Below are 12,379 nucleotides of genomic sequence, written 5' to 3'. Positions count from 1 at the left end.
TCGGCGGGAAGGTGGCATGTGCTGTGCGTCCATCCACAAGTCCACCCAGAAACTGCGTCAACCGAGGAGCGCCGATATGCCGGACCAATACGCAATGCAGGACCCGACGACGCGATTCCCTGCCCCCATACGTGAGCGGCAGCCGGAGATCGCCCACCCCGGATTCACCGCAGACATGATCTCTCCTCCCGACCACGGTGAAAACACCTATCGCGGAAGTGGTCGACTCGAAGGTAGGCGTGCGATCGTCACCGGAGCAGATTCGGGAATCGGACGAGCGGTCGCGATTGCATTTGCGAGGGAAGGCGCTGACGTTGTCCTGAGTTATCTCGACGAGGAAGAACAAGACGCTCGGGAAACCGCTCGCTGGGTCGAAGAGGCAGGTCGGAAAGCCGTCTCGGTACCGGGAGATCTCCGAAGTGAGGAACATTGTTCTGCTTTGGTCGAAACCGCGGTGCGTGAACTCGGAGGACTCGACATCTTGGTGAACAACGCGGCCTTTCAGATGGTGCAGATGGGCGGTATCGCCGACATCACCACCGAACAGTTCGACCGTGTGATGAAAACCAACCTCTACGCACTCTTTTGGCTCTCCAAAGCGGCGATTGCGCAGATGATGCCCGGCTCGACGATCGTGAATACCTCATCCATCCAAGGAGCCTCCCCTTCTCCCGAGCTGCTCGATTACGCCACGACGAAGGCGGGGATCATCGACTTCACCAAGGGGCTGGCCGCCGATGTCGCACGAAAGGGGATCAGGGTCAATGCCGTTGCACCTGGACCGATTTGGACGCCACTGATTCCGGCGACGATGCCCAAGGAGAAGTTCGAGACATTCGGGGACGACGTTCCACTCGGGCGGGCAGGTCAGCCCGCCGAGCTTGCCCCTGCCTACGTATTTCTCGCTTCAGGCGAATCCAGCTACACCACTGGGGAAGTCATCGGTGTGACGGGTGGAAAACCCCTCACTTGAATGTGCGAGTCGTCAAGGCGTTCGGCGACGGCTGGATCGATAGGATGGGAATGAGCAAGCGACGAAGGGTGTAATTGTGGCGAGGGCGGTTGTTGTCGGTGCGAGCCGAGGTCTTGGTCGTGCGTTGATCGAGGGTTTGAGGAGCGATGGCCACGATGTTCTCGGCATCTCTCGTCGGCGCCCTGACGGGTTCGACGTCTCCGAGTGGATCGAAGCTGACCTGACCGACCCTGTTACCGCAGCGAACTCGATCGATCAGGAGCTTGTCGGTGGTGTAGATACCCTGATCTGCAACGTCGGAATTTGGGAAGGGGATGCCTTCACTTCCGATTATGTGTTCACAGATCAATCCGACGTCGAAATGCTGGAAATGATCAATGCCAATGTTACGGGCACGGTCCTCCTGCTCAAGCGCCTTATCCCGCGGATGATCGACCGCCCTCGACCTCGGATCATCCTGACCGGTTCTACCTCGGGACTCCCGCGAAGTGGCAGGCCGGAGGTTGCGTTCGGTGCATCGAAGTCCGCGATCAACGGCATTGCCGATGCGGTGAGAGAGGGCTACCGGAAGGACCGACTCGCAGTGACGGTCCTGCACCTCGGCTATCTCAATACAGAAGATGGACTGGATGTACCCCGAGACATCGCTGCGGCCAGGGGAGAGGGTTCCCTGGTCCCGGTGCACGACGTTGTGGACACGGTGCGCTCGATCTCGAGTTTGTCGTCTTCGACGTCAGTGCGGGAAGTAGTCCTCACGGCGATCGACGATCCGCGATTCTGATTTACAGGTGTCGACTCTGTCTGTGAATCTGGTTGCTGAACAGACGTATTCAGAAAATCTAAACCCCGATCAAGAAGTAAGCTCCGGTCAGATACGTCAGAGTGAGTCCCGCCAGGGCCCACGCCATGTAAGGACGGATGTAGAGGCGCCGCAGCCGGTGTAATCGCAGGGAGGCTCGCAAGAACGCGCCTACGGTCCCGAGCAGCAACATCAGACTCGGGACGAAGACTGCCAGCCGGCGATCTTTCGGTGAGCACAGCAAGGTATCGGTGCCGAAGCATTCGCCTCGTCGGGAGCCCAACCACACGATCGCGACAACCAGCACCGCGGTAGCCAGAACGACGGACAGCCCGTATGTCAGGGTTCGCCTGTTGATCTTTCGCTCCCGACGCCGAATGACATCTGACGCGTCAGAACTGTCGGTCATCACACCCCCTCCTGAACATCGCACCTCATTTCGTGGATCGACGGTGGGAGATGGCATACAGCACTACTCCTACGGCCAGGAGCAATGATGCCCGCATCCATGTCGCGGCGCTCTGCTGGGTGAGCAATGCAACGCACGTACCGAGCGCGAGGATCGGAAAGATGATCGGCGTTCGGAAGTGTTTGTGTTGCACTGCGTCACGACGTAAAACCAGGACGGCGATGTTGGTGCTGATGAATACGAAAAGCAGCAGCAGTACCACCGTCTCCGCCAGGGCCGACAACGAACCGGTGACGCACAGAGTCATGGCAACTGCTGTGGTCGCGACAATCGCCACCCATGGGGTCCGGCGACGCGGGAGCACCCGTGCAAATGCGCTCGGGAGCAGGCCTTCCGACGCCATTCCGTATGTAAGCCTGCTCGCCATGATCATCGTCAGTAGTGCGCCGTTGGCGACGGCGACCAGTGCGATCAGGCTGAACAGGCGAGGCGGAACACCGACGTCGGCGGCAGACACCACCGCCAGCAGGGGGCCGGAGGATGCGGCGAGTTCGTCGGCGGGCAGGACCACCGAGACAGCAAGGCCGACAAGGACATAGGCGGCACCCGCCGTCAGCAAGGCTCCGAACAGTGCGCGTGGGTAGACCTTGCTCACGTTCTTCACTTCTTCAGCGACGTTCGCGGACGTTTCGAAGCCGACGAACGAGTAGTACGCGAGCAACGCAGCTGCCAACACCGCGAGTGCAGGTGATCGGCTGTCGTCGAACTCGACGACGCGGCTCAGGGTTCCGTCGCCGTGCCCGAGAACTATGCAGGCAAGGACGACAACCAGGACAAGCCCGGTGACCTCCACGACTGTCATGACGACGTTGGCGCGCATCGACTCCTTGATGCCTCTCGCATTGAGAAGTCCCACCAGCAGAAGGAAGACGAGCGCTGCCGGAACGGTCGGGACGTCGACGAAGGCTTTGAGATAGTCGCCCGAGAATGCGCGAGCGAGTCCTGCTGCACTCGTGACACCGGCCGCCAGCATCGAGAAGCCGACGAGGAACGAGATCAGTGGTTTCCCATACGCCCGTTGGGCGAACACCGCAGCACCGCCCGCGCGCGGATATTTGGTGACCAGTTCCGCATACGACGTTGCTGTCAACAACGCCATGACCAGCGCTACGAGCAGCGGTACCCAGACGGCTCCACCCACCTCACCGGCGATGACGCCCACCAATGCGTAGATACCGGCGCCCAGAACATCTCCGAGGATGAACACGAAAAGGAGTGGGCCGGTTATCGCCCGGGTGAGAACGTTCGTACCTCCGCCTTCGTCGCGGCGTGCGGTTTCGTCCACGTTCTCGGCCCTCGCGGCGCGTCGCATGTGCAAGGTTCATCCTGTCTTCATGGTGACGTGCCGCCACCTCAGGAGCAGTCATGTACCCATTGGGCGAAGTTTCAAACGTAGGTCGCCCGCCTTCCCGTGCTTTGCTTGTAGGTGGATTGCAGTGGGTGAATTGCAGCAGGGGAATCGCAGAAGTAGTGACTGGAGGACGAAGTGGCCGAAACGACGGTTGCCGCAGTGATGGACGAGTTGGCTGCTCTCGAAGATCCGAAGGCGCGTGTGGTGAACGAGAAGTACGGTGACGATCACGGAGTGAACCTCACAAAGCTGCGCGCTGTTGCGAAACGATTGAAGACTCAGCAGGAACTCGCACAACAGCTTTGGGCGACGGGCGATACCGCGGCCCGGTTGTTGGCCCTTTTGATCTGCCGCCCGAAGGCGTTCGAGCATGACGAGTTGGATGTCATGTTGCGTGAGGCTCGAACTCCCAAGGTGCAGGACTGGCTCGTCAACTACGTGGTGAAGAAGAACCCGCACGCCGAGGAGTTGCGGGTGGCCTGGACCGCTGACCCTGATCCCGTGGTCGCTGGCGCCGGGTGGGCTCTGACCACCGAACGTGTTGCGAAGAAGCCTGAGGGCCTTGACCTTTCAGGGCTACTCGACGTCATCGAGGCGGAGATGAAGGATGCCCCTGATCGCCTGCAATGGGCGATGAATCACTGCCTGGCTCAGATCGGGATCGAACATGCCGAGTACCGCGCCCGGGCAATCGGGATCGGTGAGCGACTTCGGGTGCTCGAGGATTACCCGACTCCCCCGAACTGCACCTCGCCGTTTGCGCCTATCTGGATCGCGGAGATGGTGCGACGACAGAGTGCAGAGTAGGGCACAACAACCGAGGGTAGGGTTACCTTCACTTCGAGCTGAGCGCCGAGCAGGCCCCTCTGATTGCGTCTGACGTGCTGTTCGTGGTGGCCTACGACAAGGACTCGCTGAACGCGTTCCTCGCCGAGTCGCTGGTGTCAGCTCAGCCGGTGATCGTCGATGGGCGTACTGCATCCACCAAGGACTTCAGCGTCGACAAGAACTTCGCGTTCGGCGGACTGACGGTCCTGACCATCCCGTACATCCTCGACGACGTCGCCACAGTTCTGAACACCGCTGCCGGCAACGTCAAGGGCTGACCGGCCCGCTAGCGGGAAGTTCGAAACTGTGTCCGGTACCGCTGTGGGCTGGTGCCGACCAAGTCGCGGAAGCGTTCGCGGAACGTGGTGACGGCATTGAATCCGACTTGTCCCGCAACACGTTCGATCGAGTGGTCGGTAGTCTCGAGCAGAAATTGCGCTTGGCGGAGCCGCGCGTGATGGAGGCTCATCAGCTCGATCGCACTCACCGCCGTTGCCGCCGTAGTACTTACAGCGGTAGTGCTCCCGCCCAGCGGCTGATTCTGGCGGCGATCGAAGGAGCTGGGTCCGGCGTGGACGTCGCAACGCGGCTCACCCGCCGATTGGGTGCTGCGACGGGAATCTTCAATCTGCTGTGGGTCGTCGTCGTTGTGCTGATGATCTTTCGGCCAGGATCGACAACCGGTGTGTGAACCGAGGCGATGTTTCACGTGTCGGTGACAGCGGCGCTTGACCTTGACACAGTGACAAGGACTCCAATGGTCGACGAAGGAGGTGGTTGTCGTGAACACAACCAACCACGGTGGGCAGAATGCTCACCTCGTCGATGCACTGGCCGCAGCTGATCCCTCGGTTCGGCTGCGCGCCGCGCTAGCCGCCGGCACACGCCCGGACCCTGAGCTGGCGAATGCCCTGGTCGATCGGTGTGCCGTCGAGCCGGACTTCTTCGTCCGCGACATGTTGACCTGGGCATTGTGCCGCCTGCCGGCCGAAATCACCGTGCCGAAGCTGATACGTGAGCTCGGGTCCGACGGTTCGCAAGCCCGCAGTCAGGCGCTCCACACCTTGTCCAAGATCGGCGATCCGATCGCGTGGCCCGAGGTCTCTGCGCTGGTTCACGACCAGGACGACGAGGTCGCGCGCAGTGCGTGGCGTGCGGCTGTGGCCCTCGTGCCGTTAGGAGACGAGGGCGCGCTCGCGGCCGAGCTGGCCACCGAACTCGGACGGGGCGAACTCCAGATGCAGCTCAGTCTCAGCCGAGCTCTGACAGGACTCGGCGAGGCTGTACTACCTGTGCTCGACGCGGCCGGTACGAGCCCGAATCCGCGGGTTCGGGCGCATGCTGATGCTACGAAGCAACTCTGGCACGACCCAGACGGTGGATTCGCTCTCTCACACGAGTTGGCGAAGCGCGTCGCTGCAATCGGCCCGGACGCGTAGGAAGGGGAGACGGATGTTGATCGGCGAGGTGTCGCGGCGTTGTGGTGTCAGCACACGGATGCTGCGCCACTACGACACGTTAGGACTGGTGAAGCCGACGGGCCGCACGTCCGGCGGTTACCGCGAGTACTCCGCCGACGACATCCGTCGACTCTTCCACGTCGAGAGCCTGAGGACCTTGGGGCTCTCGCTGAACGAGGCCAAGCGTGCACTCGACGAACCAGACTTCGCACCGGCCGATCTGGTGGGTGAACTCATGCAACACACTCGGCAACGGATCGCGGCGGAGGAGGAATTGCTGACCAAACTCGAAAGGGTCGACGCTTCCGCCCCTTCGGAGTGGGATGACGTCCTGCGCATGGTCTCGCTGTTGCGTGCACTCGAATCCGAGTTCGCTGCCCACCGTCAGCAAGCGATCCTGTCGCAGAATGCGAATGCGGCATTGCCCGTCGACGCACTCGTCGAGGCCATCCTGTCGGAGAAGGATGCCAACGTGGCCGGCGCGTTGCAATGGGCGTTGGCGAGAACCGAAGGTGCGGGCCTTGCAGCTCTCGCGAAGGGGCTCGAATCGGAGGACGTCGAGGTTCGGCGCCGCGCGACGTCCGCCATCTCCGGGATCCACACCGAGGAAGCAACGCGGTCTCTGAAGCGAGCTCTCGATGATTCGGACGCGATAGTCCGCGCCGACGCTGCCCTCACCCTCGGATTTCGCGGAGAGACCGTTTCGATGGCCGCTCTCCTCGAGATGGTCGCCGATGGGCGGCGCGACGTCGAGGCAGGCGAGGTGCTCGGTCTTCTCGCGGAGCACTCACCTACAAGCGGTGAGGTCGTCGATGCCGTGCAGACAAGGCTCGACGGCACTGACGACGTTCCGACGAGGTTGCGAATCACGCAGGCGCTCGCCGAGATTCCCGGCGCGGCAGCACGCGAAGCGCTCACCCGGATCGCCCACGACGACGACAAGACGGTCGCGTCCACGGCAGCAGCGATTCTCGAGATGCGCGATCGAGGACCACGTCGGCGCGAACGACCGCGTATCGGGGACTGAAAGCCGAGATCCAAGGCGCGTCTGACAGCGGCGGGGTCAGGCGGTCAACGCTGCAACGACTTCGCCGCGGCGTTGCCCTTCACTCCTGCAAAGAGCAGGACAAGGAGCACCGCAAGAAACACGACTGTTGAGGTGACAGCCGACACCACAGATCCGAAACCTGTCACGACGCCGATGGCGACCTGCATGCACAGTCCCGCTACGGCAGTCCACATCGTCCGACGCAGAAGCGGCTGCGCACTCTGATGTGCCAACTGCCACGCCTCTGGACTCGCGATCGTCGCCTTCGTCCGTATGCCGACAACGGGATTCGGTTCATCACCGACGAGTCGCGGCATGAGCCCAGCAACGAACGCGAGGATAAGCGTCGACGACGTCAGTGAGACCGTCAGACCCAGTAAGTCAGGCGATTCCATCCGTCCAGCCCCCAATCGGCAGATGTTGACGCAGCGGACATTCCAGTCTGGGGTGCCGCCGGGACACCCAGACTGTAAGTCAACGAATGCATGTGCAGCTATTCGGGTGACGCATTTGCAGGCTCTGTCGGATGGGTAGTGGGACTCGATCTCGACTAGCTTTCAGACCGGCCTAGTGCGGATCACCCAGGCAGAAAAGGTTTCCCGCCGGATCCGCCAACACGTCCCAGGATGATCCACCCGCCTCATGGCGCTCGAGATCGAAGTCGAGATGAAGTGTATTCCTCACTCGCGCTGCAGAATCGGTCCGACCGCCACGTGGCTAGGGATGGTGATCAACGGATAGGGTTCTTACGTGGTGGATCAACGGCAACAGAGTTTGAGACGCAGGTACCTGAGCCTCGGCCTCGGCGAACTGGCTGCAGCGGCTGTATTTGCCGCTGTGGCGGTCGGTGTCGTGATGCCCCGGCTCGAAGGTTCGCGAGACTCCGCGGCGTTGTGGTCGGCGCTGGCCCCACTGCTTGTGATCCTCGTGCAAGTAGGTGTCTATTGGCTGCTTGCGCGGGGCTGGGTCGAGTTGGAGCCGATGCCGGCCCGCCTCGCAGCGCTTTACCGCGTTTTTCGGGTTCTCGATGTTCTCTTGTTGGCGATAGCTCTTCTCGGCGTTGTCATCTGGTTACCAGATCACTCCGGCGCGGCGGTGGCCGTCGTGGCGGTGTGGGCTTTCGGCGTCGTCGAGTACGTCAATTACTTCGTGGCTCGTCTCGCCTATCCGCTGCGGCGGTGGCCTTTCGAGGTCGGCAACTGGCGGAGACCCCAACTTGTGCGCGACCTGAACTCGGCACGCTGACACCGGCAACCAAGTTGTCTTTGCTGTAACGGCAAAATTTGATGCGGGATCGGAGTGAGTTCGGAAGGATCGGTTCTGCCCATCCAGGAATGAAGCCTCTTCATCGTTCTTCGCCGAGGAAGGAGAACCGCCATGGCAACGTCGCGTCGCAGCCGCCGAGATGCCCCACCACCCCGGACAGGGAATAGCGAGGCAGCCACACTACGAGCGTTTCTCGACTACCTCCGTGATTCGATTGCCGCCAAGGTCGAAGGTGCTCCGGAACCTCAGGTGCGCACCACAATTGTTCCGTCGGGAACAACCTTGCTCGGGCTGGCCAATCATCTGACCTTTGTCGAACGATCGATGTTCCTTGCAGAAAACGTGACGGATTGGAAAGCGACGTTTCAACCGTCATCGGAAGACAGCGTGGACGGTGTCGTCAGTCGCTATCGCGAGACGGTCGAGCGTGCCAACGCAGTTCTCGACGGATGCACAGATCTTGCCGCGCCCATCCCGCGACCGGGGGCGAAACGACCATCTCCCAGTGTCCGCTGGGCGCTCGTGCACATGATCGAAGAGACCGGACGCCATGCCGGGCACGCTGACATCCTCCGCGAATTGATCGACGGTTCAGCCGGCCGGTGACATCGCAAAGGTCGTCCATCTCGCCGACAGCTTCCGCGCTTCATCGTGGCGAATGTCCACGACTGAAATCGGGGCCTACAGGTATCGGGTCGGTCGCTCCGTCGGGAGTCGTTACTTCCCAGCGCAGTTCGGATGCAGTCGGGGGAACGAGCGCGCCGATCCACTCGGCGACGACACCGACGATAACTTCCTCGAGTGCCGCGTGCGACCACTCTCGCGGTCGATGCGGAACCGGCGGTTCCCAGCCTTCCTCGCCCCAGATCACGCCGAATAGCTCTCTCTCGTCACCGACTTGCTGATTGAGGCTGAATGCGTCAGGACCCTCGAATCGTGCCCAGACTCCGAATGTTCCCTCGTCGTCTTGGTCGAGTGAGACATCGATGACGATCCCTTCGGTGCGCGGGGTTGCCGCGTTGTGAATCGCTGCCAGTCGACCGCTCACTACCGCCGACGCGGTATCGACAGATCTCAATTCGTCACGGTATTCGGCAGGTTCCACGAGCTCAGCATATCGAAAGTATCGCCCTGCCGGCCTTGTATCGATGAAGTAAGTCTCTTGAATTCGTCTGTAGCGGAGAAGGTTCGATTCTGAGCGTCAGAGACGTCGTGCGAAGAACTTTGTCAGTTTTCGAGTGCTATGTCGGTGGCTTCTCTTGGCCGAACTGACAAGTCCCGCCCCCGTCTGGAGACGGGAGCGGGACTCGGGGATCAGCGAACTCGGCAGCGCGTCAGACAGCTTCCTTTGTCGCCTGCGCTGCGAGGGTGAGCGCGATGTCGACGATCATGTCCTCCTGGCCACCCACCAGACGGCGACGCCCGGCTTCGAGCAGCAGTGTGCGAACGTCGATTCCGTAGCGCTCCGACGCGGCTTCGGCGTGGCGCAGGAAGCTCGAGTACACGCCTGCGTAGCCCAGTGTGAGGGTCTCTCGATCGACGCGGACCGGTCGATCCTGCAGCGGACGGACGATGTCGTCGGCAGCATCCTGCAAGGCGAACAGGTCGCAGCGGTGCTCCCACTCCTCGATGTTCGCAACAGCGATGAACGCTTCGAGGGGGCAGTTGCCGGCTCCGGCACCGTGTCCGGCCAAGGAAGCGTCGACGCGCGTGACGCCGTTCTGCACGGCCACAACAGAATTGGCGACCGAGAGTGAAAGGTTCTCGTGGGCGTGGATGCCGATTTCGGTGCCCTCGTCGAGAATATCGCGGTATGCGCGAACACGATCCGCGACGTCGTTCATCACCAGACGTCCACCCGAGTCGGTGACGTAGACGCAGTGCGCGCCATACGATTCCATCAGCTTGGCCTGCTTAGCCAACTCCTCGGCCGGAGCCATGTGGCTCATCATCAGGAAGCCCGAGACGTCCATGCCGATCTCGCGGGCAGTCTCGATGTGCTGCGCGGAGACGTCGGCCTCGGTGCAGTGCGTGGCAACGCGAACGGAGCGTACACCCAGGTCGTAGGCATGCTTGAGTTCACTGATCGTGCCGACACCTGGAAGCAGCAGCGTGGTGAGGCGAGCGTGCTCGAGCACCTCGGCCGCAGCTTCGATCCATTCCCAGTCGGTGTTCGAACCGGGACCGTAGTTGAGCGAGCCGCCAGCGAGCCCGTCACCGTGTGCAACTTCGATCGCGTCGACGCCGGCAGCGTCGAGAGCTGTGACGATTCGCTTGACGTCGGTCGGCGAAATGCGGTGGCGAACAGCGTGCATGCCGTCACGAAGGGTGACGTCCTGGACGAAGATCTTGCGGTTGCTCACTTGGTTGCTTCCTTCTGCTGGGCGATGCGCTCCGCGATCTGCATTCCGGCGGACGTCATGATGTCGAGATTGCCGGCGTACGCAGGCAAGTAGTGTGCCGCGCCCTCGACCTCGAGGAACACCGATACCTGATGGGTGGGGCGATTGCCGTCGACGAGCAACGTCTCGACGGGCTGGTCGACCGGGATCTCGGTGATCTGGACTTCCTGCTTGAGGCGGTAGCCCGGGACGTAGGCGGAGACGTCGCCGACCATCTTCTCGATTGACTGACGGATCTCCTCGTGAACAGCCGGGTCCGGGGCGTCGACGAGGCAGAACACCGTGTCGCGCATGATGAGCGGCGGCTCGGCGGGGTTGAGGATGATGATGGCCTTGCCGCGGCGGGCGCCGCCGACAGCCACGATCGCCTCGGACGTGGTCTCGGTGAACTCGTCGATGTTGGCGCGCGTTCCGGGACCTGCGGACTTGGAGGCGATGGACGCGACGATCTCCGCATACGCCACCGGGACAACCCGAGAAACAGCGGCAACCATCGGGATCGTGGCCTGGCCACCACATGTCACCATGTTGACGTTGGGTGCATCCAGATGCTCGTCCGCGTTGACGGCCGGCACGACGTACGGGCCGATGGCGGCAGGCGTCAGGTCGATCATGCGCTTGCCGAGGGGAGCCAGCCGCGCGTTGTTGGCGACGTGAGCCTTTGCCGAGGTGGCGTCGAAGACGATCTCGATCTCGTCGAAGTTCGGGAGACCGATCAGACCCTCGACACCCTCAGCCGTGATCGGCACGTTCAGACGCGCCGCGCGGGCGAGGCCGTCCGACGCCGGGTCGATGCCGACCATCGCGCCCATCTCCAGGTAGTCGGAGTTACGCAGCACCTTGATCATCAGATCCGTGCCGATGTTGCCCGATCCGATGATCGCGACCTTGACCTTGCTCATGCGTTGTCCTCTTCGCTGGAGAAACTGGTGGTGACGGAACCGAGCCCGGAGACGGTCACGGTGACTTCGTTGCCTGCGGTGACCGGCGCCATGGGGCCGAGTGCGCCGGACAGGATCACCTGGCCTGCCGTCAGTGGCTGCCCCAACTCGCGGGCCGTGCGGGCGAGCCAGACGACGGCTTCGATCGGATCGCCCAGGCAGGCGGTTCCGACGCCGGTGGACACCTCGGTGCCGTCGACGGACATCGACATGACGACGCCGGCGGGTTCCACCTCGTCGAGGGTCCGACGTTCGGTGCCCAGGACGTAGACGCCCGAGGACGCATTGTCGGCGACGGTGTCACCGAATTTGATGTCCCACGACTCGATGCGGCTGTCGCAGATCTCGATCGCTGCGACGGCATAGTCGATCGCCCCGCGCACCTGCGCGCTGTCCAGCGGTCCATCCACGAGGTCGGCGCCCAGCACGAAGGCCACTTCCGCTTCGACCTTGGGCTGGATCAAACGGCTCATGGGGATGGCGCCGCCGGCCGGGAACTCCATGTCGGCGTACAGAACGCCGAGGTCGGGCTGGTCGACACCGAGTTGCTGCTGGACTGCCACGGAGGTCAGGCCGATCTTGCGGCCTACGACGTCGGCACCCGCCTGCCGACGGATTTCATCGACGCGGCGCTGGACAGCGTAGGCGGCGACAAGATCGTCGGCGCCGATCAGATCGCGCACGGGCGCGCAGGGAGTACCGCTCGCGATGGCGGCTGCGAGGCGGTCCGCAGCAGCTGCGATGTCGGTCTCGCTAGCTGTACTGGTATTCGTGGGCTGGCTCATGACCACTACCTTCGCCGCAGTACCGAGGTTGCGCCAGGGAACTGTCTCACTCAGCGA

The 12,379-nt window shown here is 62.4% G+C and carries 17 protein-coding genes; 9 read left to right on the top strand and 8 right to left on the bottom strand.

Annotation, left to right across the window (positions count from 1 at the left end):
* Positions 1–76: 76 nt before the first annotated feature.
* The gene (locus ACSW29_RS00385) at positions 77–973 is read left to right on the top strand and encodes an SDR family oxidoreductase (RefSeq protein WP_347875134.1); all 897 of its coding nucleotides are present in this window, start codon (positions 77–79) and stop codon (positions 971–973) included.
* 76 nt (positions 974–1,049) lie between these two features.
* Complete coding sequence (locus ACSW29_RS00380) at positions 1,050–1,754, top strand: SDR family NAD(P)-dependent oxidoreductase (protein WP_317826925.1); 705 nt, start codon at positions 1,050–1,052, stop codon at positions 1,752–1,754.
* Between the two features lie 58 nt (positions 1,755–1,812).
* Here ACSW29_RS00380 and ACSW29_RS00375 read toward each other — a convergent pair whose 3' ends face one another.
* Both ACSW29_RS00375 and ACSW29_RS00370 read right to left on the bottom strand, forming a co-directional pair.
* Positions 1,813–2,181 carry a hypothetical protein gene (locus ACSW29_RS00375; RefSeq protein ID WP_448276084.1) on the bottom strand — a complete coding sequence of 123 codons (369 nt, stop codon included), beginning with the start codon at positions 2,179–2,181 and terminating at the stop codon, positions 1,813–1,815.
* A gap of 25 nt (positions 2,182–2,206) precedes the next feature.
* Complete coding sequence (locus tag ACSW29_RS00370; protein WP_448276083.1) at positions 2,207–3,553, bottom strand: APC family permease; 1,347 nt, start codon at positions 3,551–3,553, stop codon at positions 2,207–2,209.
* A 174-nt stretch (positions 3,554–3,727) separates the two neighbouring features.
* Here ACSW29_RS00370 and ACSW29_RS00365 point away from each other — a divergent pair, with 174 nt between their 5' ends.
* Both ACSW29_RS00365 and ACSW29_RS00360 read left to right on the top strand, forming a co-directional pair.
* Entirely contained in the window at positions 3,728–4,399 is a 672-nt protein-coding gene (locus ACSW29_RS00365; protein ID WP_448276082.1) for a DNA alkylation repair protein, read from the top strand.
* Positions 4,400–4,482: 83 nt separating this feature from the next.
* Positions 4,483–4,698: a hypothetical protein gene (locus tag ACSW29_RS00360; RefSeq protein WP_448276081.1), complete on the top strand. Its 216-nt coding sequence runs from the start codon at positions 4,483–4,485 to the stop codon at positions 4,696–4,698.
* Positions 4,699–4,706: 8 nt separating this feature from the next.
* Here the strand turns inward: ACSW29_RS00360 and ACSW29_RS00355 are convergent, their stop codons facing one another.
* Positions 4,707–4,889, bottom strand: a complete 183-nt coding sequence (locus ACSW29_RS00355) for a helix-turn-helix domain-containing protein (RefSeq protein ID WP_230816032.1) — start codon at positions 4,887–4,889, stop codon at positions 4,707–4,709.
* On the opposite strand from ACSW29_RS00355, the gene ACSW29_RS00350 reads away from it, so the two are divergent.
* The 3 genes from ACSW29_RS00350 to ACSW29_RS00340 all read left to right on the top strand — a co-directional run bounded on the left by ACSW29_RS00350 (position 4,806) and on the right by ACSW29_RS00340 (position 6,907).
* A complete protein-coding gene (locus tag ACSW29_RS00350) occupies positions 4,806–5,111 on the top strand; it encodes a hypothetical protein (protein ID WP_317827142.1) in 306 nt (101 codons plus the stop codon). The genes ACSW29_RS00355 and ACSW29_RS00350 overlap by 84 nt on opposite strands.
* Positions 5,112–5,193: 82 nt before the next feature.
* Positions 5,194–5,859, top strand: a complete 666-nt coding sequence (locus tag ACSW29_RS00345; protein WP_448276080.1) for a HEAT repeat domain-containing protein — start codon at positions 5,194–5,196, stop codon at positions 5,857–5,859.
* Between the two features lie 13 nt (positions 5,860–5,872).
* Positions 5,873–6,907 carry a HEAT repeat domain-containing protein gene (locus ACSW29_RS00340; RefSeq protein WP_448276079.1) on the top strand — a complete coding sequence of 345 codons (1,035 nt, stop codon included), beginning with the start codon at positions 5,873–5,875 and terminating at the stop codon, positions 6,905–6,907.
* A 44-nt stretch (positions 6,908–6,951) separates the two neighbouring features.
* Here the strand turns inward: ACSW29_RS00340 and ACSW29_RS00335 are convergent, their stop codons facing one another.
* Positions 6,952–7,323 carry an SdpI family protein gene (locus ACSW29_RS00335; RefSeq protein WP_084324725.1) on the bottom strand — a complete coding sequence of 124 codons (372 nt, stop codon included), beginning with the start codon at positions 7,321–7,323 and terminating at the stop codon, positions 6,952–6,954.
* A gap of 355 nt (positions 7,324–7,678) precedes the next feature.
* Between ACSW29_RS00335 and ACSW29_RS00330 the strand changes: the two genes are divergently transcribed.
* Complete coding sequence (locus tag ACSW29_RS00330) at positions 7,679–8,173, top strand: hypothetical protein (RefSeq protein ID WP_317826918.1); 495 nt, start codon at positions 7,679–7,681, stop codon at positions 8,171–8,173.
* Between the two features lie 132 nt (positions 8,174–8,305).
* Positions 8,306–8,800 (top strand): DinB family protein, encoded by a 495-nt coding sequence (locus tag ACSW29_RS00325; RefSeq protein WP_448276078.1) that lies wholly within the window; start codon positions 8,306–8,308, stop codon positions 8,798–8,800.
* A 40-nt stretch (positions 8,801–8,840) separates the two neighbouring features.
* Here the strand turns inward: ACSW29_RS00325 and ACSW29_RS00320 are convergent, their stop codons facing one another.
* From ACSW29_RS00320 to ACSW29_RS00305, 4 genes are all read right to left on the bottom strand, one after another.
* Positions 8,841–9,299: a DUF6389 family protein gene (locus ACSW29_RS00320; RefSeq protein WP_448276077.1), complete on the bottom strand. Its 459-nt coding sequence runs from the start codon at positions 9,297–9,299 to the stop codon at positions 8,841–8,843.
* A 229-nt stretch (positions 9,300–9,528) separates the two neighbouring features.
* Positions 9,529–10,557, bottom strand: coding sequence for a 4-hydroxy-2-oxovalerate aldolase (dmpG, locus tag ACSW29_RS00315; protein ID WP_317826915.1), 1,029 nt, complete (start codon positions 10,555–10,557; stop codon positions 9,529–9,531).
* Positions 10,554–11,498, bottom strand: coding sequence for an acetaldehyde dehydrogenase (acetylating) (locus ACSW29_RS00310; protein ID WP_317826914.1), 945 nt, complete (start codon positions 11,496–11,498; stop codon positions 10,554–10,556). The genes dmpG and ACSW29_RS00310 overlap by 4 nt, the downstream gene beginning before the upstream one ends.
* Positions 11,495–12,322 carry a 2-keto-4-pentenoate hydratase gene (locus ACSW29_RS00305; protein ID WP_448276076.1) on the bottom strand — a complete coding sequence of 276 codons (828 nt, stop codon included), beginning with the start codon at positions 12,320–12,322 and terminating at the stop codon, positions 11,495–11,497. Before ACSW29_RS00305 ends, ACSW29_RS00310 begins: the two co-directional genes overlap by 4 nt.
* Between the last annotated feature and the right edge of the window lie 57 nt (positions 12,323–12,379).

Source organism: Rhodococcus sp. GB-02 (assembly GCF_053470465.1).
The sequence above is the reverse complement of the archived record's forward strand: the minus strand, read 5'-3'. Positions and strand labels throughout refer to the sequence as shown.

What these genes read in the sequence shown, in the direction of transcription:
- ACSW29_RS00385 (WP_347875134.1), top strand. Translation starts at nt 77, where the DNA reads ATGCCGGACCAATACGCAATGCAGGACCCGACGACGCGATTCCCTGCC.
- ACSW29_RS00375 (WP_448276084.1), bottom strand. Translation starts at nt 2,181, where the DNA reads ATGACCGACAGTTCTGACGCGTCAGATGTCATTCGGCGTCGGGAGCGA.
- ACSW29_RS00370 (WP_448276083.1), bottom strand. Translation starts at nt 3,553, where the DNA reads ATGCGACGCGCCGCGAGGGCCGAGAACGTGGACGAAACCGCACGCCGC.
- ACSW29_RS00355 (WP_230816032.1), bottom strand. Translation starts at nt 4,889, where the DNA reads ATGAGCCTCCATCACGCGCGGCTCCGCCAAGCGCAATTTCTGCTCGAG.
- ACSW29_RS00340 (WP_448276079.1), top strand. Translation starts at nt 5,873, where the DNA reads ATGTTGATCGGCGAGGTGTCGCGGCGTTGTGGTGTCAGCACACGGATG.
- ACSW29_RS00335 (WP_084324725.1), bottom strand. Translation starts at nt 7,323, where the DNA reads ATGGAATCGCCTGACTTACTGGGTCTGACGGTCTCACTGACGTCGTCG.
- ACSW29_RS00325 (WP_448276078.1), top strand. Translation starts at nt 8,306, where the DNA reads ATGGCAACGTCGCGTCGCAGCCGCCGAGATGCCCCACCACCCCGGACA.
- ACSW29_RS00310 (WP_317826914.1), bottom strand. Translation starts at nt 11,498, where the DNA reads ATGAGCAAGGTCAAGGTCGCGATCATCGGATCGGGCAACATCGGCACG.
- ACSW29_RS00305 (WP_448276076.1), bottom strand. Translation starts at nt 12,322, where the DNA reads ATGAGCCAGCCCACGAATACCAGTACAGCTAGCGAGACCGACATCGCA.